This is a genomic window from Streptomyces sp. NPDC002640 (genome assembly GCF_053592575.1).
The window spans coordinates 100,059-122,231 of sequence record NZ_JBSFVZ010000011.1 but is presented as its reverse complement, the minus strand read 5'-3'; the positions used below and the strand labels follow the sequence as shown (position 1 = coordinate 122,231).

Below are 22,173 nucleotides of genomic sequence, written 5' to 3'. Positions count from 1 at the left end.
CGTGAGGGCTCGGGAGCCGGGCCCGTGAGGGCTCGGGAGCCGGGCCCGTGAGGGCTCGGGAGCCGGGCCCGTGAGGGCTCGGGAGCCGGGCCCGTGAGGGCTCGGGAGCCGGGCCCGTGGGCCCGGGGGCCGGATCCCGTGGGCCCGGGGGCCGGATCCCGTGGGCCCGGGGGCCGGGTCTCAGGGGGCTCGGGGCCGCGGGTTCGGTGGGTTGTGGCTGGGGCCGTGGCAATCGGGGAACACGGTTGGGCACGTGGTCTCGCCACCTCGTCGTCATTCGTCGTCGTCCCTCGTCGGGCCCCCCACACGGAGACAGCCATGGCCGCCGAACCCCTGGACTCCCGTCTCGACCCCCGTTACAGCGACCCGGACGCCCTCCCGCCTGAGTGGCCGGAGGCGGAAGGCCTCCTGGCGGCGGCCGAACTGTTCTGGATCTCCACCGTCCGCCCCGACGGCCGCCCGCACGTCACCCCGCTGCCGGCCGTCTGGGCCGACGGCGCCCTCCACTTCTGCACCGGGCCCGACGAGCGCAAGGCCCGCAACCTGGCCGCCAACCCGCACGTCACCCTCACCACGGGGACCAACCTGTGGGACACCGGCTACGACCTGGTCGTCGAGGGCGAGGCGGTGCGGGTCTCCGACGACGCCCGCCTGCGGGACCTCGCCGCCGCCTGGGAACGCAAGTACGGCGACTTCTGGCACTTCGAGGTCCGCGACGGCCACTTCCACCACAGCCCGGGCTCGGCCCTGGTCTTCGCCGTCGCCCCCCGCACCGTCTTCGGCTTCGGCAAGGGGCGCCCCTTCAGCCAGACCCGCTGGCGCTTCGCCTGAGCATCCGTGGAGCCGCCCGCACCGCGACCGTGCGACACTCCGCCGACGATGCGGAGCGGGAGGAGTGCGGGGCATTGCGCGGGGTGGGGAGACTTCTGGCGGCGTGCGTCGCCGTACCGGTGCTGGCGGCCTGCGGCGGCGGCACCGACGGGAGCGCGGCACGGACGGAGCCGAGCGCCGACGGCGGCACGGGGAAGGCGGCATCGGCCGCCGAGGGGCCCAGGCCGACGCGTGCCTCCGTGAAGCGGGAGATACAACGGGCCGTCAGGGCCGGCGGCTTCGACCGGGCCCGCTTCACGGACCTCTGGCAAGGGGAACTCGAAAGCCACTGCGTGGTGCACACGCGCCTCCGCACGCCGGAGGAGCCGCAGGAGAAGGCCGTGCGGACGGTGATCACCGACCTGGAGAAGAGCGGCTGGAGCAGGACGAAGGGGGGCTCCGAGGACGACAGCTCCACCTGGTCCCTGGAGCGGCAGCACTGGACGATCGACGTGATGACGGGTTCCGTCACTGCCGAAGAGCTGGTGGAAGGCGTGCCGGGCACGGCGGCGGACGAGACGCAGGCATTCACCGGCATGGCCGTGACCGCTTTCGACAACGCGTGCGTCCGCGCCGCGTTCGAAGCCGTCGAGGCGTCGGCCTCACCGTCCCCGTCGCCGTCGCCGAGCTGACGAACACCGCGCGGGCCCGTCCATGTCGGATTTCCGCCGGACACCGCCCCGTCCCCGCTGGTTGGCTGGACCCATGAACGAGACACCCCGCCACGACGGCGCCCCCTCCCCCGCGGCCCTGTTCCGCTCCCTCCACACCCCCGCCCGCCCCCTGGCCCTGGCCAACGTCTGGGACGTCGCCGGGGCCCGTGTCGTGGAGGCGGCGGGCGCGCCGGCGATCGCCACCACCAGCGCGGGGGTGGCCTGGGCGCTCGGCGCCGCGGACGGGGACAGCGTCGCCCGCGACCTGGTGCTGGACGTCCTCGCCCGCATCGCCTCGACCGTCGCCGTGCCGGTCACCGCCGACATCGAGGGCGGCTACGGGCAGAGCCCGGCCGAGGTCGGCGAGACCGTCGCCCGGGTCCTCGACGCCGGCGTGGTCGGCGTCAACATCGAGGACGGCACGCGGCCGCCGGGCGCCCTCGCCGCACGGATCGGGGCGGCGCGCGAGGCGGCGGACAAGGCGGGCGTCGACCTGTTCGTCAACGCCCGCACCGACACCTACCTGTTCGGCCTGGGCGACCCCGCCACCCGCCTCCAGGACACGCTCGCCCGGGCCCGCTCCTACGTCGACGCCGGGGCGGACGGCGTCTTCGTGCCCGGCGTCACCGACCCGGAGGTCGTCGCCGAGCTCGCGGCGGGCCTGACCGTCCCCCTCAACGTCATGGCCGGTCCGGGCGCTCCCACCGTGGCCGAACTGGGCGCCCTGGGCGCGGCCCGGGTCAGCCTCGGCTCGGGCGTCGCGCAGGCCGCCTACGCCGCGGCCCGCCGCGCGGCCCTGGACCTGCTCGGCACGGGCGGCTACGACTCCCTCGACCGGGCCATCGACTACTCCGAGCTCAACGCCCTGTTCCCGGCCACCCGTTAAGGTGAGCCGGTGATCAGTGACGTGGATCTGCGGCACCTGCGCCGCTGTGTGGAACTGGCGGCCCAGGCGCTGGCGGCCGGCGACGAGCCCTTCGGGTCCGTCCTGGTGGCGGGCGACGGCACCGTCCTGGGCGAGGACCACAACCACGTGGCCTCCGGCGACCACACCCAGCACCCGGAGTTCGCCCTGGCCCGCTGGGCCGCCCGGCACCTGTCCCCGGCGGAGCGCGCCGCGGCCACCGTCTACACCTCCGGCGAGCACTGCCCGATGTGCGCGGCCGCGCACGGCTGGGTGGGCCTCGGACGCATCGTGTACGTGGCCTCCGGCGCCCAGCTGTCGGGCTGGCTCACCGAGTGGGGCGTGCCCGCCTCCCCGGTCGCCACCCTGCCGGTCACCGCCGTCGTCCCGGACGCGGTGGTGGACGGGCCGGTGCCCGAACTGGTCGACGAGGTCCGCGCGTTGCATCACCGCCTGCACCACCCGTAGCGCTCCGCCGCGGGGCCCCGGCCGAGCACGGCGAGGCCCCCTCGGCGGCGGGACGTCCGCGATACGCGACGGGCCGCCGCACCGCGCGGAGCGGTACGGCGGCCCGCCTACGGGGAGAGGCCGGGCGTCAGGCGGACGCCCCCGCCGCCGGCGCGGCGGCGGCCTGGTCGCCCGTCGCGTCGGCCTCCGGCTCCGCCTGCCCCTTCGGCAGCGTCAGCACCGCGACCACCGCGAGGACGGCGACCAGCGCGAAGGAGTAGAAGCCCCACGGGTGCCCGATCCCGGCCGTCACCAGCGCACCGGTGATGGACGGGCCGACGATGGACCCCAGGCGGCCGATGCCGGACGCCGAGCCGAGGGCCGTGCTGCGGATGGCGGCCGGGTAGAAGTTGGTCACGTACGCGTAGACCAGCACCTGCGCGGAGAACACGAACACGCCGGTGAAGAAGACGACCACGTTGAGCAGCAGGTCGCTCTCCATCTTCACGGACAGGCAGGCCAGCATGACCGCCGCGGCCGCGAACCAGCCGAGCGTGGTGCCCTTGATGCCCTTCTGGTCGGCGACCCACCCGCCGACCAGCAGACCGGCGACACCGCCCAGGTTGAGGATCAGCAGCTGGGTGACGGCCGTCGGCACCGGGTAGCCGGCGTCGTTCATCAGCTTCGGCAGCCAGGTGTTGAGGCCGTAGACGAGCAGCAGGCCCATGAAGGACGCGACCCACACGCCGATGCCCGCCCGCAGGTAGGTCGGCTTCAGCAGCACGCTGAACGGCACCCGCTCCGCCTCGCCGCCCTCCTTGGCCTTCACGTACGCCTCGGACTCCGGCAGGTAGAACCACTGGATCACGGCGACGACGAGGCCGACGACACCGAGCGCGTAGAAGAGGATCTGCCAGTCGTCGCTGAACTTCAGCGCCAGCAGCGAGGTGATCACCGCGCCGGTGTGGTAGCCGGTCATGGTGAGGGTGCTGGCCCGGGCGCGGCGGCTGGCCGGCATGCTCTCGGCCATCATCGTCAGCGACACCGGCATGCACGCGCCGAGGCCGACACCGGCGATCAGGCGCAGCGCGGCGAACATGGTCACCGAGCCGGCCAGCGGCACCAGGATGGTGAACACCGAGAAGACCACCACCGAGGCGATGAGCAGCCGGCGCCGGCCCATCCGGTCGGCGAGCGGGCCGACGGAGACCGCGCCGATGGCCACGCCGACGAGCGAGAGCGTGGCGACGGTGGTCGCGTCGACCGCCGTCATGCCCAGGTGCTCGGTCTTCAGCAGGGTCGGGATGATCGCGCCGAGGACGACGAGGTCGTAGCCCTCGAGCATGACGGTGATCCAGCACAGGAGCACGGTCCAGGTGGTGCGTCGTCTGCCGGTGGCGGCCTGAGCCGACCCGGACGGCGTTGTCGCAGAGGTCATGGCGGTTCCCAGGGATGGATGGAGGGGACGGGGGACGGGAGCGGGGGGTGGCGAGGGGAGCGGTCGGTGGGGGGTCAGTGGGGGGTGGTGAGGGCGGTGTCGACCTGGACGAGCCGGGGGCCGTCGGGCCGCTCGGCGAGGACGGCGCGCAGTTCCGCCACGTCGGTGACGTGCTGGGACCGCACTCCGTAGCCCTCGGCGATGCGGGTGAAGTCCAGGCCGGGGATGTCGAGGCCGGGCGCGTCCGGCACCCCGAGCAGCCCGCCGAACCAGCGCAGCGCCCCGTAGGTGCCGTTGCGCAGGAGGACGACCGTCAGCGGGAGGCGGAGCTGGGCCGCGGTCCACAGGGCGGTGATGCCGTAGTTGGCGGAGCCGTCGCCGATCACACCGACCACCGGGCGGTCCGGCTGGGCGAGGGCGACGCCGACCGCGCCGGGCAGGCCGAAGCCGAGGCCGCCGGCGGCGGGGAAGTAGTAGGAACCGGGGCGGCGCAGGTCCATCTGCCGCCACCAGGCCGCGCTGGTCGACGTCGACTCCACGACGTACGCGGTGTCCGCGGGCTGCTCGTCGCGCAGCGCGGCGAACACCTCCTCCGGGTGGAGGCGGTCCCCCTCGGCCGTCGCGGGGGCGGGGGTCGGGCGGTACTCCACGCCGGCGGAGGCGGCGGGCACCGCGCCGGTCTTGGCACCGGTCCCGGCGGCGGCCCCGGTGGCGGGCGTCGCCGCGCCCTGGGCGAGGGCCTCCAGCAGCAGCCCGATGACCGCCCCCGGGTCGGCGACCACGGCGTCCCCCATGGGCGCGCGGGCCGCGGCCGACGCGTCCTCGGTGACCTGCAGCAGCCGGGTGCCCTCCGGCAGGTACCGGCCCGGCAGGTACTCGTGGTACCGGAACACCGGCGCGCCGAGGACCAGCACCAGGTCGTGCCCCTCGAAGGCGTCCGAGATGGGCTTGATGCCCGCGGGCAGCACGCCGCGGAAGAGCGGGTGGCGGTTGGGGAACGGCAGCCGGAACTGCGACGGGGCCGCCCACACGGGGCTGCCGAGCCGTTCCGCGAGGCGCACGGCGTCGTCGAAGAGCCCCGCCGTGTCGATGTCGCCGCCGAGGACCAGCACGGGCCGTTCGGCCGCCGTGACCCGCTCCACCAGGTCCCGGCCCAGCTCCGCCCCGGGCGCGGAGCCGCGCCGCACGGACCGGTCGAGGACGGCGGGGCCGTTCTCCCCCGCGTCGGCGGCCCAGTCGTCGTACGGCACGGACAGGTAGGTGGGCCTGCGCTGCAGCTCGGCCTCGAAGACCGCCTGGGCGAGGGCGCGCGGCACGTCCTGCGCGCACGCGGGCTCGGCGGCCCAGCCCACCAGCGGCTTCATCAGGGACGGCGCGTCCACGTTGGCCAGGTTCGCCTCGGGCCCGACGGCGGGCCGCACCTGCTGCCCGGCCACGATCACCAGCGGGGTGCGCGAGGACACCGCGTTGGTCAGCGCGCCCATCGCGTTCCCGGAACCGGACGCCGCGTGCAGGTTCACCAGCACCGGCCGCCCGGTCGCCTGGGCGTAGCCGTCCGCCATGCCGACCACGGCGCCCTCGTGCAGGCCGAGCACGTAGCGGAAGCCGTCCGGAAGGTCGGCGAGGAAGGGCAGCTCGTTGGAGCCGGGGTTGCCGAAGACGGTGGTCAGTCCCTGGCGGGCCAGGAACTCGTGCGAGACATGACGTACGGATGGCACGGACGTTTCACGTTCCTTTCGAGTGATGGCCGACACGCTAGGCAGCGGCTCACACCCGGCACCAATAAATGTTTCTCGTACCCGACATAGATGCCGTCTATGGAACTTCCGGATCCGGACGCGTAGGCTCCGCCCGCATGCGGGACTTCGACCTCAACCTGGCCCGGCTGTTCGTCCTGCTGTACGAGACCGGCAGCGTCACGGCCACAGCCGACGCGCTGCACGTCACGCAGCCGACGGTCAGCTACAGCCTGGCCAAGCTGCGCCGGCACTTCGACGACGACCTGTTCCGCCGCAGCGGGCGCGGCCTGACCCCGACGGCGGGCGCGCGGCGGCTGTACGAACCGCTGCAGCGGGCGCTGGCCCAGATCGACGAGGCGACGCGTCAGGCGGACGAGTTCGACCCGGCGACCATGTCGGCCAACTTCACCCTCGCCCTCTCCGACCTGGGCGAGACGACCCTGCTCCCCCGCCTGGCGGCCGCCGCCCGCCGCTCGGCCCCCGGCGTCTCCTTCACGGTCCGGCCACTGGACGTCGACGACGCCGAACGCCAGCTCAGCCGAGGGGAGTTGGACGCCTTCGTGGCCACGCCAGTGATGGCCACCCACCGCACCGTCCGCGTGCCGCTCTTCCGGGAGCGCTACGTCGGCGTGGTCGCCGCGTCCCACCCCCGGGTGACGGGCGACGAGGTCACCCTGGAACAGCTGGCGGCCGAGCACCACGCGACCGTCTTCGGTCCCAGCGGCCACGCCGCGCCCCGCGAGCTCCTCGCCGCGCACGGCCTCCTCGACCGGGTCGCGGTGGAGGTCACCCGCTTCACGATCCTCCCGTACCTGCTGGCGGAGACCGACCTGATCGCCGTGATCCCCGAGTACGTCGCGGAGATCTTCGCCGCCTCCCACCGCATCCGCCTCGTCCGCCTCCCCTTCGCCGCGGAGCCCATCGAGATCGCCCTCTACGCCCGCCCCGACACCTCCCGCACCCCCGCGCAACGGTGGCTGATCCGCTTCATGACCACCGTCCTCGGCGAACAGATCAGCCCCACCCAACTCCCGCCCCTGGAGGGACCGTTGGCAGCATCACCGGGGGCGGACGGCTGATCCGGGGCTGTCTACGACGGCAGTGCCGTACCCCCGGGACCTGCCGCGTACAGGCTGGACAGCACCCAGTCGCCGGCCCCCGACGGAACACGCGCGAAGACCGCCGAGACCCCCGCTTCCGTCACCACGGCGAGCTGGCCGTCGAACGTCAGCGCATCGTCGCGACGCCATGCACAGCCGAGTCGGTCGAGTCCGTCCGTCACGGCCTGGTACGTCGGCGCGGTCACCTGTCGGACGTCCGCCCCGAGACACCTCGGCGCCTGGAACAGGCCCTCCCCGTCCAGATCGTCGAACCCCAGCAGCCACACCGTCCCGTCCTCACCGACCCAGAGCTCAAGGCTCCCGTCCTTGTACCCGACGGAGCCGCCGAAGCCGTCGGAGCCTTCGGAACCGTCAGAACCAGATGCCCACAGGTCCTGCCCAGTGATCCCACCGAGCGCCCGATCGGCCTCAGCCGCGGTCGTCCCGACCCTCACCCCACCGACCTCGCCCGTCGCCGCGAAGCCGAGCAGCAGGGACAGCACGGTGCTCACGGCGTGGCCCCCGGCGCGCGCCCGAACCGCTCCCCGGCTGCCCCGAAGGCCGCGTCACCGGGCGACGCCCACCCCGCGGTGTTGGAGTACGACTCGTAGCTGTACCGGGTGTCGCGGTCCCATTCCTCGCCGGTGAGGTGCCGGTACGCCTTGTCGGGGACGTACAGCAGCGCCACGGCCCAGACCAGGCCGTCGGCGTACGGCACGAACCGCTGTGGGTCGCGCAGCACGCTCTCGTACTCCGCGCGGCCTGCCGCGACGACCGCGGCCCGGGTGTACAGGAACTGGTCGCCCGACAGGTCGGCGCCGTACTCCCTGCGGTCCAACCGGTACAGGGCCCAGGAAAGCTGCTCGGCGAAGCCGATCACCTGATGGAGCGGGCCGCGCATCAGGCGGGCGGTGAGGGCAGGGGCCAGCTCGTCGGCCTCGGGGTCCGGGGCCGAGGTGCCACACGCGGCGATGAGCTGCCAGAAGGCGTTCTCGTCCATGCCGGGCAGCATGAAGGACGGCTGTGACAACCGGGCCGGCGGACGCGCGCGGACAGGCAGCGCTAGAAGACGTCGAACTCGTTGCCCTCCGGATCCCGCATCCCCACCGCGTACCGCCCCCCGTCCGGCTCGTCCACGACCCGCTCCACGGCGGCGCCCGCCGCGACCAGCCTCTCCACCGCGGCGTCGATCCGCCGCCTGCGCGTCTCCAGCGGCACGTCACGCCCGCCGCCGACCCTCAGGTCGAAGTGGATGCGGTTCTTGGCGGCCTTCGCCTCCGGCACCTGCTGGAACCACACGCGCGGCCCCCGCCCCGCGGGGTCGACGATCGACTCCGGGCAGTCCCCGGCGCCCTCCGGTAACTCCTCCTCGGGCAACCCCTGCGCCGTCCAGTACGCCCGCCAGGTGGCATGCCCCCTCGGCGGCGGCTCGGGAACGTACCCCAGGGCCTCGCTCCAGAACGCCACCATCCTCTGCGGATCGGCACAGTCGACCGTCAGCTGCAGCGTCGTCTCCATGGCCGGAGTGTGACAGTCCCGTCGGACACCCTCCGCTCGGCCGGCCCGAACCCCACCCGCCGTCGCCGACATCGTGCACTGCTCTTCACGGAAGGTGCGGACCAAGTGGCCTTGTTCACCGGTTTGCCAGTGGAGCGACGATCTCCTCGAGCTGCTCCTGCCGCAGCTCTCTGACAACAGCGGAGGCGAGCACTTTCAGCGCCTCTTGGCGTGGTAGTCGGACGTACCCCAGAACCTCTTCCAGCCAGTTATGGGCTTCGCGCCCTTGCATCGACTCAAGGAACCCTCGAAGCTCGTGCAAGGAAATCCCGAAATGTCGAGCAAGAAAATCCAGTTGCCTACTCGACGCCATCTTCATAAGAGAGTCCGGATCACCGGGAAGACAATAGAACGGCCATACCCTTTGCGCTCCGGTCCGCCCGACTCTCTTCTGTACCGCCTCACGCTTGTCGCCGTCCGCCACGAAGGCGAAACCAGGGATTCCTTCCACCGGAACCGCTGGCCGCGGAAGACGGGACCAGACCGTCTCCAGATCGCCGTACCCCTTGCACCACAGAAACCGGGAGCCCTGCCACAGGCGGGGGTCCGCCGATCTGACCATCTCCTGCATGAGTATGGTCGCCGCTTCGTCCTCGAGGAAGACGATCCATTCAACACCCGGTGTTTTGCCGAACATCCCGGCTACACTTTCCCGCAGATCCGAGGAAGGGCCGATAATACTGCCTTCCCCGCCGAGAGTGGTCAGCATGATGGCTGCATCCGCATCGAGGGCAGGCTGGATTATCTCCAGCGAGTGGGATGCGATCACAAGCGGCTTCCCACCGCTGAGACAGATCTCTATCAAATGAGACAGAAGGGCAGTGCGTGACGGGGCCGGCAGGAACGCCTCGGGTTCGTCCAGGAGAAACGCCACGTTGTCGTTCCCCTTGCTGTAGGAGAGGATCCACATGAGTAGGTGGACGCTGAGTTCTCCCAAGCCCATGCTGCGAAAGTCGTACTCCAACCCTTCGTGACGGACGACGAAGACAGGGACTACGTCTTCTCCAACCAATTTCGCGAACGGACTGTCCAGGATCTGGACCGCGTACCAGCGCATCTCGTCGTAGTCACGCCGGACCAAGTCCTGCACCTCGGACGCCTTCACCTTTTCAGGCTCCAGCGGGTCGAGTTCGTCCAGCAAATCATCGATGTCGTGCCGCTTGCCGAAGTCGTGCAGGAGATAGTTGACCAGCTCGTACATCGCAACGATGGGCGCATCGTCGAGCGACTCGGAGATTGACCTCAGGAGACGCGTCTTTCCTGCACCGTTAAGACCGAAAACGACTGTCAACGATCTAGGCAGGGTGACCGAGTCGTCATTTCCGAATTTTCGCGGGAATTGCACTTCCCGAGGGAATCCCTTCGGGCCATCCGATTTCGCCAGCTTGTCCCATCGTTTGGCCAGATCCAGCAACCTCACAGTTCGGTCCCCCAGTGCAGACGTTCGACCGCAGCCCACATCTCCTCTTCGACTTCGCCATTGGGATCGAGCGACATCACGAAGGTGTAGAGGTCGTCTTGCCTGCTGCTGGCCCCCGTCAATGCCGCGTGCACCAGATGCAGGGCAAAGTCACGCAACAGGACCGATGTAACATCCAGCACTCGGTAGGAGGCTCGATCACTGTAGGTCTTGGCGACGGCAGCCAGATAGCCGGGGAACGTACTGGCGCCACCGTCGGACGGGTGAGCGCCGGCGCGCACGGCCTCGAAGTCCCTGATGAAAGCCGGTTCAACATCGACGGACCTCAGGTTCAGTGCGTCGAGGAAAACCATCCACGAGAACAGCGTGGCCTTGTTGAAGCGCACCACCTTCTCGCCACCGAGGAGCTCTCCTAGTTTTCGGCCGGCGGCGTACGCGCGTTCCATTACCTCATCACTGAACTTGCCGTTCCGGTAAAAATCTTCGATGTAGGCGTTGCTCAGCTGCCGTCGAAGATTTCCTTCTTGGAAAGCGATGCACACTCGAGCCAGGACGTCGTCATAGGCCAGCCGCCCGTTGGAGAAGCCGATCAACTCCTTCGCGAGAGGGTCAGGAGAAAGCTCTGCCACCAGCTTCTTGACCTGATCCCGTGCGTCTCCGAAAAGGGCATTGCGCTTCTCAGGAGGTGTCAGAGTGTACTGCTGATTGAGTCGGAAGAAGAGTTCCGCAGGTTCGGCCGGATCATAATCCGTGAGCGTGACGACGGTGATCTGGAAGCGCATGAAACGCTTCCTCCATGCTTCAGGGAGCTGCTTGAAGCGTTTTCCGTCGTACTCCGCCAGGTCGCCACGAAAGGGGTCGATCTTCCCGTTGAGGCGAAACTCACCGTCGATGAACGCCTGAATCGTCCTGAGCCGCTGCTGCCCGTCAAGAACGGACTCGGCGCCCGCCCCGTCCTCGACAACGTGAATCGCGGGCACGTACCAATCGCGAAGAATCGTGTCCACGAGGCGCTGTCGGCGATTCGAATCCCACACCTCGCCACGCTGGTAATCCGGCTGGAGATCCAAGTCACCTCGGGTGATTCTGTTGTACAGAACTTCGACCTCGAGGTCTGAACGCTTGAGTCTCATTACTCTTCCCGGAGCTTCGCTGGCATGCAGATGACGCCACCTTGGACATCGAAGCGAAGAGTAACCTCTGTTGCGCTGACGTTCGGTCGGTACGCCACATCTCACCGATGAAGACTGCGCCCATGCCTCACACAGAAGGTGTCCGTGCAGCCATGCCCGAACTGCCCCTGCAGCACGGCCAGAGGCTTCCGCAGGTCGAACGCGGTCGCCTCGGACCGGTACTCCATCCCCTCTCACCGCTTGTTGCGGAGAAGCAGACGCGGAGGGTTTCACATGCCGCGGAGACTCCCACCAGGTCTCTGACCTGTGTTGCAGCCGTCGGCGACGGTCGACGGTTGTCGTCCTTGGCCCACCTCGCAGGCCCAGGGGCAGCCCAGGAAAGCGGTCGCTCGGAGTCATTCCGCCCCCAAGCCCCCGGGCCGCAAGCACTCATCGGCCTGAGCGAGTGGGTCCTTCGTCGGTCGGGCAGCTCCACCGCTTGCCCTTGGCCTTGGCGCCCCTCGAAGGGCCGGCCACTGACCGCGGCGCACCACCGCATCACCGCAAGCACGCGGTGGGCGCCCCTTCCGAGGGAGGGCTGCGTTCGGGCGGAACCCGGCCAGCCAGTGATGACTTCGCGGCAGATCTGGGGCACGCCACGCCACTCTGGCAATGTCACCTCCTGGCTGTGAGGTTGCTCGGCTACTCTCCGGGATACGGGACCCAGCGGTACCCGGGCTGGAAGACTTCGTAGTCCGCGTCAGGGTCGAACTCGGCGTGCAGCTCGTCGGAGAGCACAAGTCCGTGCAGGCCGCCCGCCTTCACCTCGTCCGACCACTCGGACCTGAGCTCGTCATGGTCCACGAGCTCTTCCGGGTCCCAACCAACCTTGGCAGCGAGGTATCCACGGAACTGCCGGAGCAACCCGTACAACTGGTGCGCCAAATCGGTCAGCTCTGCCGCATCAAGCTGGATACGAGGGATGCTGCCATCCATGGGGCAGCCCCAACCGATCCCTACGGGCAGAAGCGAGAGTTCGACGTGCTGACCTACCTTCCGCAGCATCGGCCGGTGAAGCGGGATGCGGTGCGGCCCCGCACGAAGCGCCCATGGAATGGGGTCGACGAGGGCAGCAGCCTGTGCCGCCTCGATATCGTCACCGAAGTTCACTACGAGCCCGAAGCAGAGCGCCATAATTGTCCCGCCTCCCCGACGATACTTGGGAACGCGTCCCAGCTGCAGCGGACGCTGTGGCCGACATCGGCTGGACCGTCTCGGTGGACTCCACCGTCCTCCGGGCTCACCAGCACGCCGCTGGTGCGAGGAAGAACGGGCACGCGCCCGACCGAGCCTAACCTGACGGCCGTGCCCTCGGACGCTCCCACGGCGTCCTGAGCACGAAGGCCACCTCAGGCCTCGGCCGTCGTCCGCCGGGAGTCGCCGGAGCCGCGCGTCGACAAACGGCGCCCATAGCCTTGGGAGTGTCTGTTCCCGACTCCGACCCAGTGCTGCTGGTCTCAGGGCTGAGGTATGCCAAGCGCAGCGCGGGCTTCCTCAAGACGTTGTCCGGCTTCGGTCAGCCAGTCTTCCTGGAGGTCAAGGCGCATGGCGACGACGACCTGACTGCCCGTCCCGTCGTGTACTTCGACCACAAACGGATCTTCGCCGATAAGGCGGAGATAGGCCGTGCGGCCCTCATTGGGCCAGTCGGCCATGAATGGGTCGTCCGGATCGAACTCCTCGTCGGACTCCTGGAGCAGGACCAGAAGTTGGCCGAGGTGCACAAGGTCCTGGGAGTCGAAGCCGAGGTAAGCGCTGCCGCTCACGAAGTCGCTGGTCAGGACTATGTCTGCGTCGTAGTGGAGAGCTCCTGCTGAGTGGTGGCTGGGCGTGGTCGAACGCAGTTGGATGCTGATGCTCTGCGTTGCATCAGCCAGCCGAATGAGTTCTGTCCTGCCGGCAGCCGAGTCGTCTGTCACGGCGACGAATCTACGACCTGAGTGCGATGGCCGAAGCGCCAGGTCAGGCGTCGACGGCCGAGCACTGCCCGGACGCGGCCATGGGCCGCGAACTCCTGCGAGGCCGGCGGGAGCGGTGAGGGGCGGTGGTCGATCGACCACCGCCCCTCACCGTTGCGTCACGTGAAACCACGCCTGACCTGGACTTACAGCACCGGCAGGTGCTTGCGCAGCTCGAACGCCGTGACCTCGGACCGGTACTCGATCCACTCCTGTCGCTTGTTGCGGAGGAAGAAGTCGAAGACGTGCTCCCCGAGCGTCTCGGCGACGAGGTCGCTGCGTTCCATGATGGAGAGGGCCTCGCCGAGGTTCTGCGGGAGGGGTTCGATGCCGAGGGCGCGGCGTTCGGCGTCGGAGAGGGCCCAGACGTCGTCCTCGGCGCCCGGCGGGAGCTCGTAGCCCTGCTCGATGCCGCGGAGGCCGGCGGCGAGGAGGACGGCGTACGTGAGGTACGGGTTGGCGCCGGAGTCGATGGAGCGGACCTCGACGCGGGCGGAGCCGGTCTTGCCGGGCTTGTACATCGGGACGCGGACCAGGGCGGAGCGGTTGTTGTGGCCCCAGCAGATGTAGGAGGGGGCCTCGCCGCCCGCGCCGGCGGTGCGCTCGGAGCCGCCCCAGATGCGCTTGTAGGAGTTCACCCACTGGTTGGTGACCGCGGAGATCTCGGCGGCGTGGCGCAGCAGGCCGGCGATGAAGGAGCGGCCGACCTTGGAGAGCTGGTACTCGGCGCCGGACTCGTAGAAGGCGTTGCGGTCGCCCTCGAAGAGGGAGAGGTGGGTGTGCATGCCGGAGCCGGGGAACTCCGAGAACGGCTTGGGCATGAAGGTGGCCTGGAGGCCCTGCTCGAGGGCGACCTGCTTCATGACCAGGCGGAACGTCATGATGTTGTCCGCCGTGGAGAGCGCGTCGGCGTAGCGGAGGTCGATCTCCTGCTGGCCGGGGCCGCCCTCGTGGTGGGAGAACTCGACGGAGATGCCCATCGACTCGAGCATGGTGATCGCCTGGCGGCGGAAGTCCATGCCGATGTTCTGCGGGGTGTGGTCGAAGTAGCCGGAGTAGTCGGCCGGGGTCGGCGGGGTGCCGTCGGTCGGCTTGTTCTTCAGGAGGAAGAACTCGATCTCCGGGTGGGTGTAGAAGGTGAACCCCTGGTCGGACGCCTTGGCCAGGGCGCGCTTGAGCACGAAGCGCGGGTCGGCGAAGGACGGGGAGCCGTCCGGCATCAGGATGTCGCAGAACATGCGGGCCGTGCCCGGGGCCTCGGCGCGCCACGGGATGACCTGGAAGGTCGACGGGTCAGGCTTGGCGATCATGTCGGACTCGTAGACCCGGGCGAAGCCCTCGATGGCGGAGCCGTCGAAGCCGATGCCCTCGTCGAAGGCCTGCTCCAGTTCGGCCGGGGCCACGGCGACGGACTTGAGGAAGCCCAGTACGTCCGTGAACCACAGGCGCACGAACCGGATGTCGCGCTCCTCCAGCGTGCGGAGCACGAACTCCTGCTGCTTGTCCATTGGCTGCTTCCCCATCTTCGTCGATCCGCCGCGCCTGCCTCATACCACCACACGTGGGTTTCGCCCGCGTTGCGGGCGGTCGGCGCCCCGGCGTCCACCTCGGCTCCAGCCTGTCATCTTGCCCCGGAGCTCGCCATACCCGACGTCCGGCCCCCTCCCCCGCGCGAGTCCTCTGGGTGGGTGCGTGCTCATCCCTCCGTGGAAGGCCCGCGTCTACAGATCGCTCACACACCCTCACCGTTAATTTGCATCGTGGATGCAAGTTTTACTAGCGTTTCGCACGCCAGAACGAGGCATCCAGGAGGCTTCCATGCTGTCCGAGCAGTCCGCCGCCACCGTGCGGGCGACCCTTCCCGCCGTCGGCGCCGCGATCGACGAGATCACCACGCGCTTCTACGACGGCCTGTTCACGGCTCACCCCGTGCTGCTGCGCGACCTGTTCAACCGCGGCAACCAGGCGGCCAGGACCCAGCAGCGGGCGCTGGCGGGCTCCATCGCCGCGTTCGCCACGCACCTGGTGGACCGGCCGGACGAGCGGCCGGACGCGATGCTCTCCCGGATCGCCCACAAGCACGCCTCGCTGGGGGTGCTGCCCGACCAGTACGCGGTCGTCCACAAGCACCTCTTCGAGGCGATCGTGGAGGTGCTCGGCGACGCCGTGACGCCCGAGGTGGCGGCGGCCTGGGACGAGGTGTACTGGCTGATGGCCAACGCGCTGATCGCCCTCGAGAAGCGGCTCTACGAGGAGCAGGGCGCGCACGAGTGGCGCGCGTGGGAGGTCGTGGAGCGGATCGAGGAGACCGCGGACGTGGCCACCTTCCGGATCCGGCCGGCCGACGAGCGGCCGGTGCCGGCGTTCCGGGCCGGGCAGTACGTGTCGGTGCAGGTGGAGCTTCCGGACGGGGCGCGCCAGATCCGCCAGTACAGCCTCTCGGCCGCGCCGGGGGCCGGGGCGCGGCAGATCACCGTGAAGCGGGTGGCTGCGGTGGCCGGACAGGGCGCGGACGCGCCGGCGGGCGAGGTCTCCAACCACCTGCACGCCACGGTGCGCGAGGGTGACGCGCTGCGGGTGTCGGCGCCCTTCGGCGACCTGGTGATCGAGGACGCGGACGCCCCGCTGCTGCTCGCCTCGGCGGGCATCGGCGTCACGCCGGTCGCCGCGATGCTGGGCCACCTCGTGGAGACCGGGCACAAGGGCGCGGTGACGGTGGTGCACGCGGACCGCTCCCCGGCCACGCACGCGCTGCGGGCCGACCAGGAGGCCGCGGTCGCCGCGCTCGCGGACGCCTCGCTGCACCTCTGGTACGAGCAGGACGCGCCGGAGGGCGCCCGCGCCGGCCTGGTCGACCTCGCGGAGAGCGGGGGGATCACGGTGGCGCCGGGGACGCGCGCGTACCTGTGCGGGCCGCTGCCGTTCATGCGGGCGGTGCGGGCGCAGCTGCTGGGCCTCGGGGTGCCGGCGGCGGACATCCACTACGAGGTGTTCGGGCCCGACCTCTGGCTCGCGCAGGACTGAACGCGCGCAGGACCGAACAGGAGCCGCACGGGAGGGCCTGCTCCCGTGCGTGCCCCGGGGCCCGGGTCGCCTTCGCCGGTGACCCGGGCCCCGGCGTGCCCGGCGTGCCCGGCGTGCCCGGCGCGCCCGGCCCGCGGTGACACGTTTGCCCTGCTCCGAGTGGCGGCCCACGCCTCGCGGCCTTCCGCTTGAGGGGACGCGACCGGCTCCGGGGAGGGCGGTCCGGGGCCGCGAGGAAGGAGACGTTCCGCGATGAACGACCTGTCGTTCCCGGTCCCGTTCTGGGCGTGGGCGGCCGTCACCGCCTGCATCGGCGTGATGCTGGCCGTGGACCTGCTGGCCCACCGCGGCGACCACGTGATCGGCTTCCGCGAGGCGGCCGTCTGGAGCGCGGTGTGGATCGCCATCGGCCTGGGGTTCGGCCTCGTCCTGCTGGTCTGGCAGGGCGGGGAGGTGTCCTCCACCTACTACGCCGGCTACCTGATCGAGAAGGCCCTGTCGATCGACAACGTCTTCGTCTTCGCGCTGGTGTTCTCGTTCTTCTCCGTCCCCGAGGCCTACCAGCACAAGGTGCTGTTCTGGGGTGTCTTCGGCGCGCTGGCGGCACGGCTGGTGTTCATCTTCGTCGGGGCGGAACTGCTGCGGGTGTTCTTCTGGACGGCCTACGTGTTCGGCGCGTTCCTGATCTGGACCGGCTGGAAGATGGCCTTCGGCAAGGACACCGAGGTCCACCCGGACCGCAATCCGATGGTGCGGCTGGTCAGGAAGCTGGTGCCGACCGATCCGTCGTTCCACGGCAACAAGTTCTTCGTCCGCCTGGACGGCCGGCGGGTGGCCACGCTGCTGTTCGTGGTGCTGATCTCCGTGGAGGCGACCGACCTGGTCTTCGCGATCGACTCGGTCGCCGCGGTCCTGGCGATCACCACCAACACGTTCCTGGTGTGGACGGCCAACGCCTTCGCGGTCCTCGGCCTGCGCGCCCTGTACTTCTGCCTGGCCGGTCTGCTGCGGCGCTTCAAGTACCTGCACTACGGGCTGGCAGTCCTGCTCGCCTTCGCCGGCGTGAAGCTCATCCTGTCGGAGACGCCGGTGGGCAAGCTGCCCATCCCGCTCACCCTCGGGGTCATCGCGGCCACCATCGCGATCTCGATCGGCTGGTCGCTGGTGGCCACCCGCCGCGGCCCCCGCACGGACGAGGGCGCGGACGCCCACTGACGCGCGGGCTCACACCGGGTACGACGGCGGGGCGGCGGCCCGGGGCAGGACGGCGGCTCCGCGCGGAAACCAGGCGCCGGGCAGAAGCAGGGGCTCCGGGCAGAAGCGGCGACTCCGGTCAGCGCCGGGCCGGCGGCGGGCCCAGGGTCAGCAGCAGCGGTCCGGCCGGGCTGGTGACCATGTCCTCGACCGTGAGGGGGTCCAGGGAGGCGTAGAAGGCCTCCTGGGCCTGGCGGAGGGCGCCGCGCAGGCGGCAGGCGGGGAGGACCGGGCAGGGCGTGTCACCGCCCTCGCAGTCGACGACCTCGCCGTCGCCCTCGAAGGCGCGGACCACCGTGCCGACGGAGGCCCGGCGGCCCGCCGCGGTCAGAGAGAGGCCGCCGCCCCGTCCGCGCCGGGCGTCGACCAGCCCCATGCGCTGGAGCTCGGCGACCACCTTGGTGGTGTGGGTGTACGGGACGGCGATCGCCTCCGCGACCTCACGGGTGGTCGGCGTGGCGTCCCGCGCGACCATGGCCAGGCGCATGAGGACGCGCAGGGCCAGGTCGGTGGATCGCAGAAGACGCATACGCCAACGGTAACCCGCTGGTCAGGTCGTTCGTTCCGCTCGCGCGGGGGCGCCCTCGGGGGCGGGCACGTGCGTGGCGACGACGCGTCCGGTGCGGCGTTCGCGGCGGTCGGCGAGCAGCGACAGGACCGCCACGCCGATGCCGAGGACGGCCAGGACCGCGCCCACCGGCGCGGGCGAGGTGACGCCCAGGCCGGCCGCGAGGGCCAGGCCGCCGATCCAGGCGCCGCCGGCGTTGGCGAGGTTGAAGGCGGCCTGGTTGGCCGACGAGGCCAGCGAGGGCGCGCTGGCGGCCCGGGTCATGACCATCAGCTGCAGCGGCGCGCCCAGGGTGAACCCGGCGACGCCCAGCATCAGGACGCCGACCGCGCCGCCGATCTTGGTCTCCATCAGCAGCGGGTAGAGCAGCAGCGTGACGGTCATGATGCCGAGGCCGGTGAAGATCGTGCCGCGCGGCGAGCGGTCGGCGAGGCGGCCGCCGACCAGGTTGCCGATGGTGGCGCCCACGCCGAACAGGGCGAGCACCAGCGTCACCGAGGCCTCGGCGTAGCCGGCGGCGTCGGTCAGCATGGGCGTGATGTAGCTGAAGGCGGAGAACAGCGCGCTGCCGCCGACGATGGTGGTGGCGAGCACCAGCCAGACCGAGAGGGACTTCAGCGCGGCGACCTCCCCGCGCAGGCCCACCGGGGGCACCGAGTGCTCCGTGTGCTTCTCGCGCGGCACCAGCAGCGCCAGCGCGGCGACCGCGGCGGCGCCGATCAGGCAGACGGCGCCGAAGGTGGCCCGCCAGCCGAGCTCCTGGCCGAGCAGCGTGCCGACCGGGACGCCGACGATGTTGGCGACGGTCAGGCCGGTGAGCATCATGGCCACCGACCGGGCCCGCTTCTCGGGGGCGACCAGGGTGGTGGCGACGACCGAGCCGACGCCGAAGAACGCGCCGTGCGGCAGGCCGCTGAGGAAGCGGGCGCCGAGCAGCCAGGTGTGGTCGGGGGCCAGCGCGGACAGGCCGTTGCCGACGATGAACAGCCCCATCAGCCAGAGCAGGACCCGGCGGCGCTCCATCCGGGCGGTGACGGCGGCGAGCAGGGGCGCGCCGACGACCACGCCGAGGGCGTAGGCGGATATCAGGTGTCCGGCGGAGGGGATGGAGACGCCCAGGTCGGTGGCGACCTGGGGCAGCAGGCCCATCATCACGAACTCGGTCGTACCGATTCCGAAGGCGCCTACGGCTAGGGCGAGCAGGGCCAATGGCATGGGGCGGGTGCCTTTCAGCTGGGGTGGTCACGGCCGGTCGAGTGTGCGGGCTGCGGGCGGGATCCGACTCGGGCTGGTCCGGGCTGCGGGCGCGTTCCGCCGCGTCCTCCATTGTTCCATTGCGGAACAAAGTCCTGACCTCCAGTATTCCAGAGGCCCGATTTCGCGTTCCCGGCGAAACTGTGAATATCAGGTGTCAGCGTACGGACATGCGCGCGGCCACCGGCAGGTGGTCGCTGCCGGTCTCCGGAAGCGTCCAGGAGCTCACCGGCTCGATCCCGCGGACCATGACCTGGTCGATCCGGGCCATCGGGAAGGCGGCCGGCCAGCTGAAGCCGAAGCCGCTGCCCGCCGCGCCCTGGGTGGAGCGCATCTGGGAGGTCACCGCCCGCAGGGCGCGGTCGTTCATGGTGCCGTTGAGGTCGCCGAGCAGGACGACCTTCTCCACCGGCTCCCGGGCGATGGCCTCGCCGAGCGCGTCGGCGCTGCGGTCGCGTTCCCGGGCGGTGAACCCGGCGTCCAGCCGCACCCGGACCGAGGGCAGGTGGGCGACGTACGCCTTCACGTCGCCGAAGGGGGCCTCGACCGTGGCCCGCATGGCGCGGGTCCAGCCCAGCTCGATGTCGACCGGCTCGACGTCCCGGAGCGGGTACCGGCTCCACAGGCCGACGGTGCCCTGCACCGAGTGGTAGCGGTAGGTGGAGGCCAGCGTCTTCTCGTACACCGGGACCGCCGACTCGGTCAGCTCCTCCAGCGCCACCAGGTCCGCCCCGGAGGCCGCCACGTCGCGGGCGGTCCCGGCCGGGTCGACGTTGCCGGCGTTGACGTTGTGGGTGACGACGGTCAGGTCGCCGTCGGAGGTCGGGTCGGTCTTGTCGGACAGCAGGCCGCCGAAGAGGCCCGCCCAGACGAACGCGGGCAGCAGCCCGGCGATCACCGCGGTCGCCGAGCGGCGCACCAGCGCGGCCAGCAGCAGCACCGGGATCAGCAGCCCGAACCACGGCAGGAACGTCTCGGCGAGACTGCCGAGGTTGCCGACGGCGTTGGGCACGTGCGCGTGCAGCCGCATCACCAGCGCCAGCAGCACGGAGCAGGCGGCCAGGACCAGGCCGCGGCGCCACACGCCGGGTCCGGCGAGGCCCTCACCCACGAAGCGGCAGACCCAGCGGTGGGCCAGGCGACGCAGCCGGCCGGGCCTCCTGGACTCCGGTCCCCTGCCGTCCGTCTCCGTCGCGAACGCCTGCTGCGTCATCCGCCGCCTCACCCACCTGCCGTGCACACCGTCCGTACCTGGGGGTCGTACACGCTGTACTTGTCGTACGCGTGTCTACGACCCTAGGGCATGTCCGGTTTCCGTCCCGCCGGGCGCTCGGGAGCTTCCTCCCTCACGCCGCGCCTTACAAGGGGTGGGACGACCGGACTGGAGGAACGGGTTCCAACTCAGCGGTGCCGAAACCACCGTCCGTGACGCAAACCGCACATCCCGCTCCCCCCTCTTCTCCTGTCGCGGGTCAGGTGCAACCATGGAAATGGTCCGGGGACGCCGTGAGGGCGCCTCGAGATGACAATGAAGGAGCCGTTCCATGACGCAGCTTCAGGCTGCCCAGAAGAGCCCCGACGGCGGCGGGAAGTCCCTGTACGGCGGGAAGAGCAACCGCCGGGTGACCGTCCGCGACATCGCCCTGGCCAAGGAGCGCGGCGAGCGCTGGCCCATGCTGACCGCCTACGACGCGATGACGGCGTCCGTGTTCGACGAGGCCGGGATCCCGGTCCTGCTGGTCGGCGACTCCGCCGGCAACTGCCACCTCGGCTACGACACCACCGTGCCGGTCACGCTCGACCAGATGGTCATGCTGACCGCCGCCGTGGTGCGCGGCACCAGCCGTGCGCTGATCGTGGCGGACCTGCCGTTCGGGTCGTACCAGGAGGGCCCGGTGCAGGCGCTCCGCTCGTCGATGCGGCTGATCAAGGAGTCCGGCGCCACCGCCGTGAAGCTGGAGGGCGGCGAGCGGTCGCACGAGCAGATCAAGCTGCTGGTCGACTCCGGCATCCCGGTGATGGCCCACATCGGCCTCACCCCGCAGTCCGTCAACGCCATGGGCTACCGGGTGCAGGGGCGCGGCGAGGAGGCCGCGCAGCAGCTGCTGCGGGACGCGAAGGCCGTGCAGGACGCGGGCGCGTTCGCGGTGGTGCTGGAGCTGGTGCCGCGCGAGCTGGCGGCCGAGGTCAGCCGCACCCTGCACATCCCGACGGTCGGCATCGGCGCCGGGCCGGAGTGCGACGCGCAGGTGCTGGTGTGGACGGACATGATGGGCCTCACCCCCGGGCGGGTCCCGAAGTTCGTCAAGCAGTACGCGGACGTGCGGCGGGTGATGGGCGACGCGGCCCGGGCGTACGCCGAGGACGTCGTGGGCGGAACGTTCCCGCAGGAGGAGCACTCCGTCCACTGACCGGTACGGGCGCGGCTCGCCGCACCGCCCCTGCCCCGGGGCGGGCGGTGACCTCGCCCCTCGAAGCCACTGCGAGGACAGCCCGCCGATCCCCCCGTCGGCGGGCTGTCGGCCTTCCCGCCACCGGCACGGCGCCGGTGGGTGCCCAGGCGGTTGCCGACGGGCGCCGGTGGGCCACCGGCGGGGGCCGTGGGCTGCCGCCGGGCGCCGGTGGGCCACCGGCGGGGGCCGTGGGCTGCCGCCGGGCGCCGGTGGGCCACCGGCGGGGGCCGTGGGCTGCCGCCGGGCGCCGGGGTGGCCGCCGTCGGGCTGTCGGTGGGCGCCGGTAGGTGTCGGTGGCCGCCGACGCGCGCCGGTGGGCCGCCGGAGGGGGACGTGGGCTGCCGGAGGGGGCCGTGGGCTGT

Annotated in this window: 21 protein-coding genes and 1 pseudogene; 9 read left to right on the top strand and 13 right to left on the bottom strand. The window is 71.0% G+C overall.

Going from position 1 to position 22,173, the window contains the following annotated elements; genetic code table 11:
• Nucleotides 1-318: 318 nt before the first annotated feature.
• The 4 genes from ACWD3O_RS16765 to ACWD3O_RS16750 all read left to right on the top strand — a co-directional run bounded on the left by ACWD3O_RS16765 (nt 319) and on the right by ACWD3O_RS16750 (nt 2,895).
• A complete protein-coding gene (locus tag ACWD3O_RS16765; protein ID WP_451416374.1) occupies nt 319-831 on the top strand; it encodes a pyridoxamine 5'-phosphate oxidase family protein in 513 nt (170 codons plus the stop codon).
• Between the two features lie 83 nt (nt 832-914).
• The gene (locus ACWD3O_RS16760; RefSeq protein ID WP_451416373.1) at nt 915-1,502 is read left to right on the top strand and encodes a hypothetical protein; all 588 of its coding nucleotides are present in this window, start codon (nt 915-917) and stop codon (nt 1,500-1,502) included.
• A 73-nt stretch (nt 1,503-1,575) separates the two neighbouring features.
• Nucleotides 1,576-2,409: an isocitrate lyase/PEP mutase family protein gene (locus ACWD3O_RS16755; protein ID WP_451416372.1), complete on the top strand. Its 834-nt coding sequence runs from the start codon at nt 1,576-1,578 to the stop codon at nt 2,407-2,409.
• A 9-nt stretch (nt 2,410-2,418) separates the two neighbouring features.
• Nucleotides 2,419-2,895: a nucleoside deaminase gene (locus ACWD3O_RS16750; RefSeq protein WP_451416371.1), complete on the top strand. Its 477-nt coding sequence runs from the start codon at nt 2,419-2,421 to the stop codon at nt 2,893-2,895.
• Between the two features lie 127 nt (nt 2,896-3,022).
• Here the strand turns inward: ACWD3O_RS16750 and ACWD3O_RS16745 are convergent, their stop codons facing one another.
• Nucleotides 3,023-4,312, bottom strand: a complete 1,290-nt coding sequence (locus tag ACWD3O_RS16745; protein ID WP_451414244.1) for an MFS transporter — start codon at nt 4,310-4,312, stop codon at nt 3,023-3,025.
• 74 nt (nt 4,313-4,386) lie between these two features.
• Nucleotides 4,387-6,030 (bottom strand): benzoylformate decarboxylase, encoded by a 1,644-nt coding sequence (gene mdlC / locus ACWD3O_RS16740; RefSeq protein WP_451414243.1) that lies wholly within the window; start codon nt 6,028-6,030, stop codon nt 4,387-4,389.
• 137 nt (nt 6,031-6,167) lie between these two features.
• On the opposite strand from mdlC, the gene ACWD3O_RS16735 reads away from it, so the two are divergent.
• Entirely contained in the window at nt 6,168-7,130 is a 963-nt protein-coding gene (locus tag ACWD3O_RS16735; RefSeq protein WP_451414242.1) for a LysR family transcriptional regulator, read from the top strand.
• Between the two features lie 11 nt (nt 7,131-7,141).
• Here ACWD3O_RS16735 and ACWD3O_RS16730 read toward each other — a convergent pair whose 3' ends face one another.
• From ACWD3O_RS16730 to ACWD3O_RS16705, 6 genes are all read right to left on the bottom strand, one after another.
• On the bottom strand, nt 7,142-7,663 hold the full coding sequence (locus tag ACWD3O_RS16730) for a hypothetical protein (RefSeq protein WP_451416370.1): 522 nt from the start codon (nt 7,661-7,663) through the stop codon (nt 7,142-7,144).
• The gene (locus ACWD3O_RS16725; protein ID WP_451414240.1) at nt 7,660-8,151 is read right to left on the bottom strand and encodes a DUF4240 domain-containing protein; all 492 of its coding nucleotides are present in this window, start codon (nt 8,149-8,151) and stop codon (nt 7,660-7,662) included. Before ACWD3O_RS16725 ends, ACWD3O_RS16730 begins: the two co-directional genes overlap by 4 nt.
• A 62-nt stretch (nt 8,152-8,213) precedes the next feature.
• Complete coding sequence (locus ACWD3O_RS16720) at nt 8,214-8,669, bottom strand: VOC family protein (protein WP_451416369.1); 456 nt, start codon at nt 8,667-8,669, stop codon at nt 8,214-8,216.
• Nucleotides 8,670-8,784: 115 nt separating this feature from the next.
• A complete protein-coding gene (locus ACWD3O_RS16715; RefSeq protein ID WP_451416368.1) occupies nt 8,785-10,122 on the bottom strand; it encodes a hypothetical protein in 1,338 nt (445 codons plus the stop codon).
• 2 nt (nt 10,123-10,124) lie between these two features.
• On the bottom strand, nt 10,125-11,261 hold the full coding sequence (locus ACWD3O_RS16710) for a DUF262 domain-containing protein (RefSeq protein WP_451416367.1): 1,137 nt from the start codon (nt 11,259-11,261) through the stop codon (nt 10,125-10,127).
• 681 nt (nt 11,262-11,942) lie between these two features.
• Nucleotides 11,943-12,434: a hypothetical protein gene (locus ACWD3O_RS16705; RefSeq protein ID WP_451416366.1), complete on the bottom strand. Its 492-nt coding sequence runs from the start codon at nt 12,432-12,434 to the stop codon at nt 11,943-11,945.
• 17 nt (nt 12,435-12,451) lie between these two features.
• Between ACWD3O_RS16705 and ACWD3O_RS16700 the strand changes: the two are divergent.
• Nucleotides 12,452-12,574, top strand: a pseudogene (locus ACWD3O_RS16700) (IS5/IS1182 family transposase); the annotation flags it as partial.
• 183 nt (nt 12,575-12,757) lie between these two features.
• On the opposite strand, the gene ACWD3O_RS16695 reads toward ACWD3O_RS16700, so the two are convergent.
• Together ACWD3O_RS16695 and ACWD3O_RS16690 are read right to left on the bottom strand one after the other, a co-directional pair.
• Nucleotides 12,758-13,219 (bottom strand): DUF5959 family protein, encoded by a 462-nt coding sequence (locus ACWD3O_RS16695; RefSeq protein ID WP_451416365.1) that lies wholly within the window; start codon nt 13,217-13,219, stop codon nt 12,758-12,760.
• Nucleotides 13,220-13,404: 185 nt separating this feature from the next.
• A complete protein-coding gene (locus ACWD3O_RS16690) occupies nt 13,405-14,766 on the bottom strand; it encodes a glutamine synthetase family protein (protein ID WP_451410041.1) in 1,362 nt (453 codons plus the stop codon).
• A gap of 310 nt (nt 14,767-15,076) precedes the next feature.
• Between ACWD3O_RS16690 and ACWD3O_RS16685 the strand changes: the two genes are divergently transcribed.
• Together ACWD3O_RS16685 and ACWD3O_RS16680 are read left to right on the top strand one after the other, a co-directional pair.
• The gene (locus ACWD3O_RS16685; RefSeq protein ID WP_451416364.1) at nt 15,077-16,282 is read left to right on the top strand and encodes a globin domain-containing protein; all 1,206 of its coding nucleotides are present in this window, start codon (nt 15,077-15,079) and stop codon (nt 16,280-16,282) included.
• 252 nt (nt 16,283-16,534) lie between these two features.
• Nucleotides 16,535-17,497, top strand: a complete 963-nt coding sequence (locus tag ACWD3O_RS16680; RefSeq protein WP_451410017.1) for a TerC family protein — start codon at nt 16,535-16,537, stop codon at nt 17,495-17,497.
• Between the two features lie 118 nt (nt 17,498-17,615).
• Here the strand turns inward: ACWD3O_RS16680 and ACWD3O_RS16675 are convergent, their stop codons facing one another.
• The 3 genes from ACWD3O_RS16675 to ACWD3O_RS16665 form a co-directional block, all read right to left on the bottom strand.
• Nucleotides 17,616-18,065, bottom strand: coding sequence for an RrF2 family transcriptional regulator (locus ACWD3O_RS16675; protein ID WP_451410016.1), 450 nt, complete (start codon nt 18,063-18,065; stop codon nt 17,616-17,618).
• Nucleotides 18,066-18,086: 21 nt separating this feature from the next.
• Nucleotides 18,087-19,319 (bottom strand): MFS transporter, encoded by a 1,233-nt coding sequence (locus tag ACWD3O_RS16670; RefSeq protein ID WP_451410015.1) that lies wholly within the window; start codon nt 19,317-19,319, stop codon nt 18,087-18,089.
• 196 nt (nt 19,320-19,515) lie between these two features.
• Nucleotides 19,516-20,571 carry an endonuclease/exonuclease/phosphatase family protein gene (locus tag ACWD3O_RS16665; protein ID WP_451410014.1) on the bottom strand — a complete coding sequence of 352 codons (1,056 nt, stop codon included), beginning with the start codon at nt 20,569-20,571 and terminating at the stop codon, nt 19,516-19,518.
• A 331-nt stretch (nt 20,572-20,902) separates the two neighbouring features.
• On the opposite strand from ACWD3O_RS16665, the gene panB reads away from it, so the two are divergent.
• A complete protein-coding gene (panB, locus tag ACWD3O_RS16660; RefSeq protein ID WP_451410013.1) occupies nt 20,903-21,769 on the top strand; it encodes a 3-methyl-2-oxobutanoate hydroxymethyltransferase in 867 nt (288 codons plus the stop codon).
• Nucleotides 21,770-22,173: the final 404 nt, after the last annotated feature.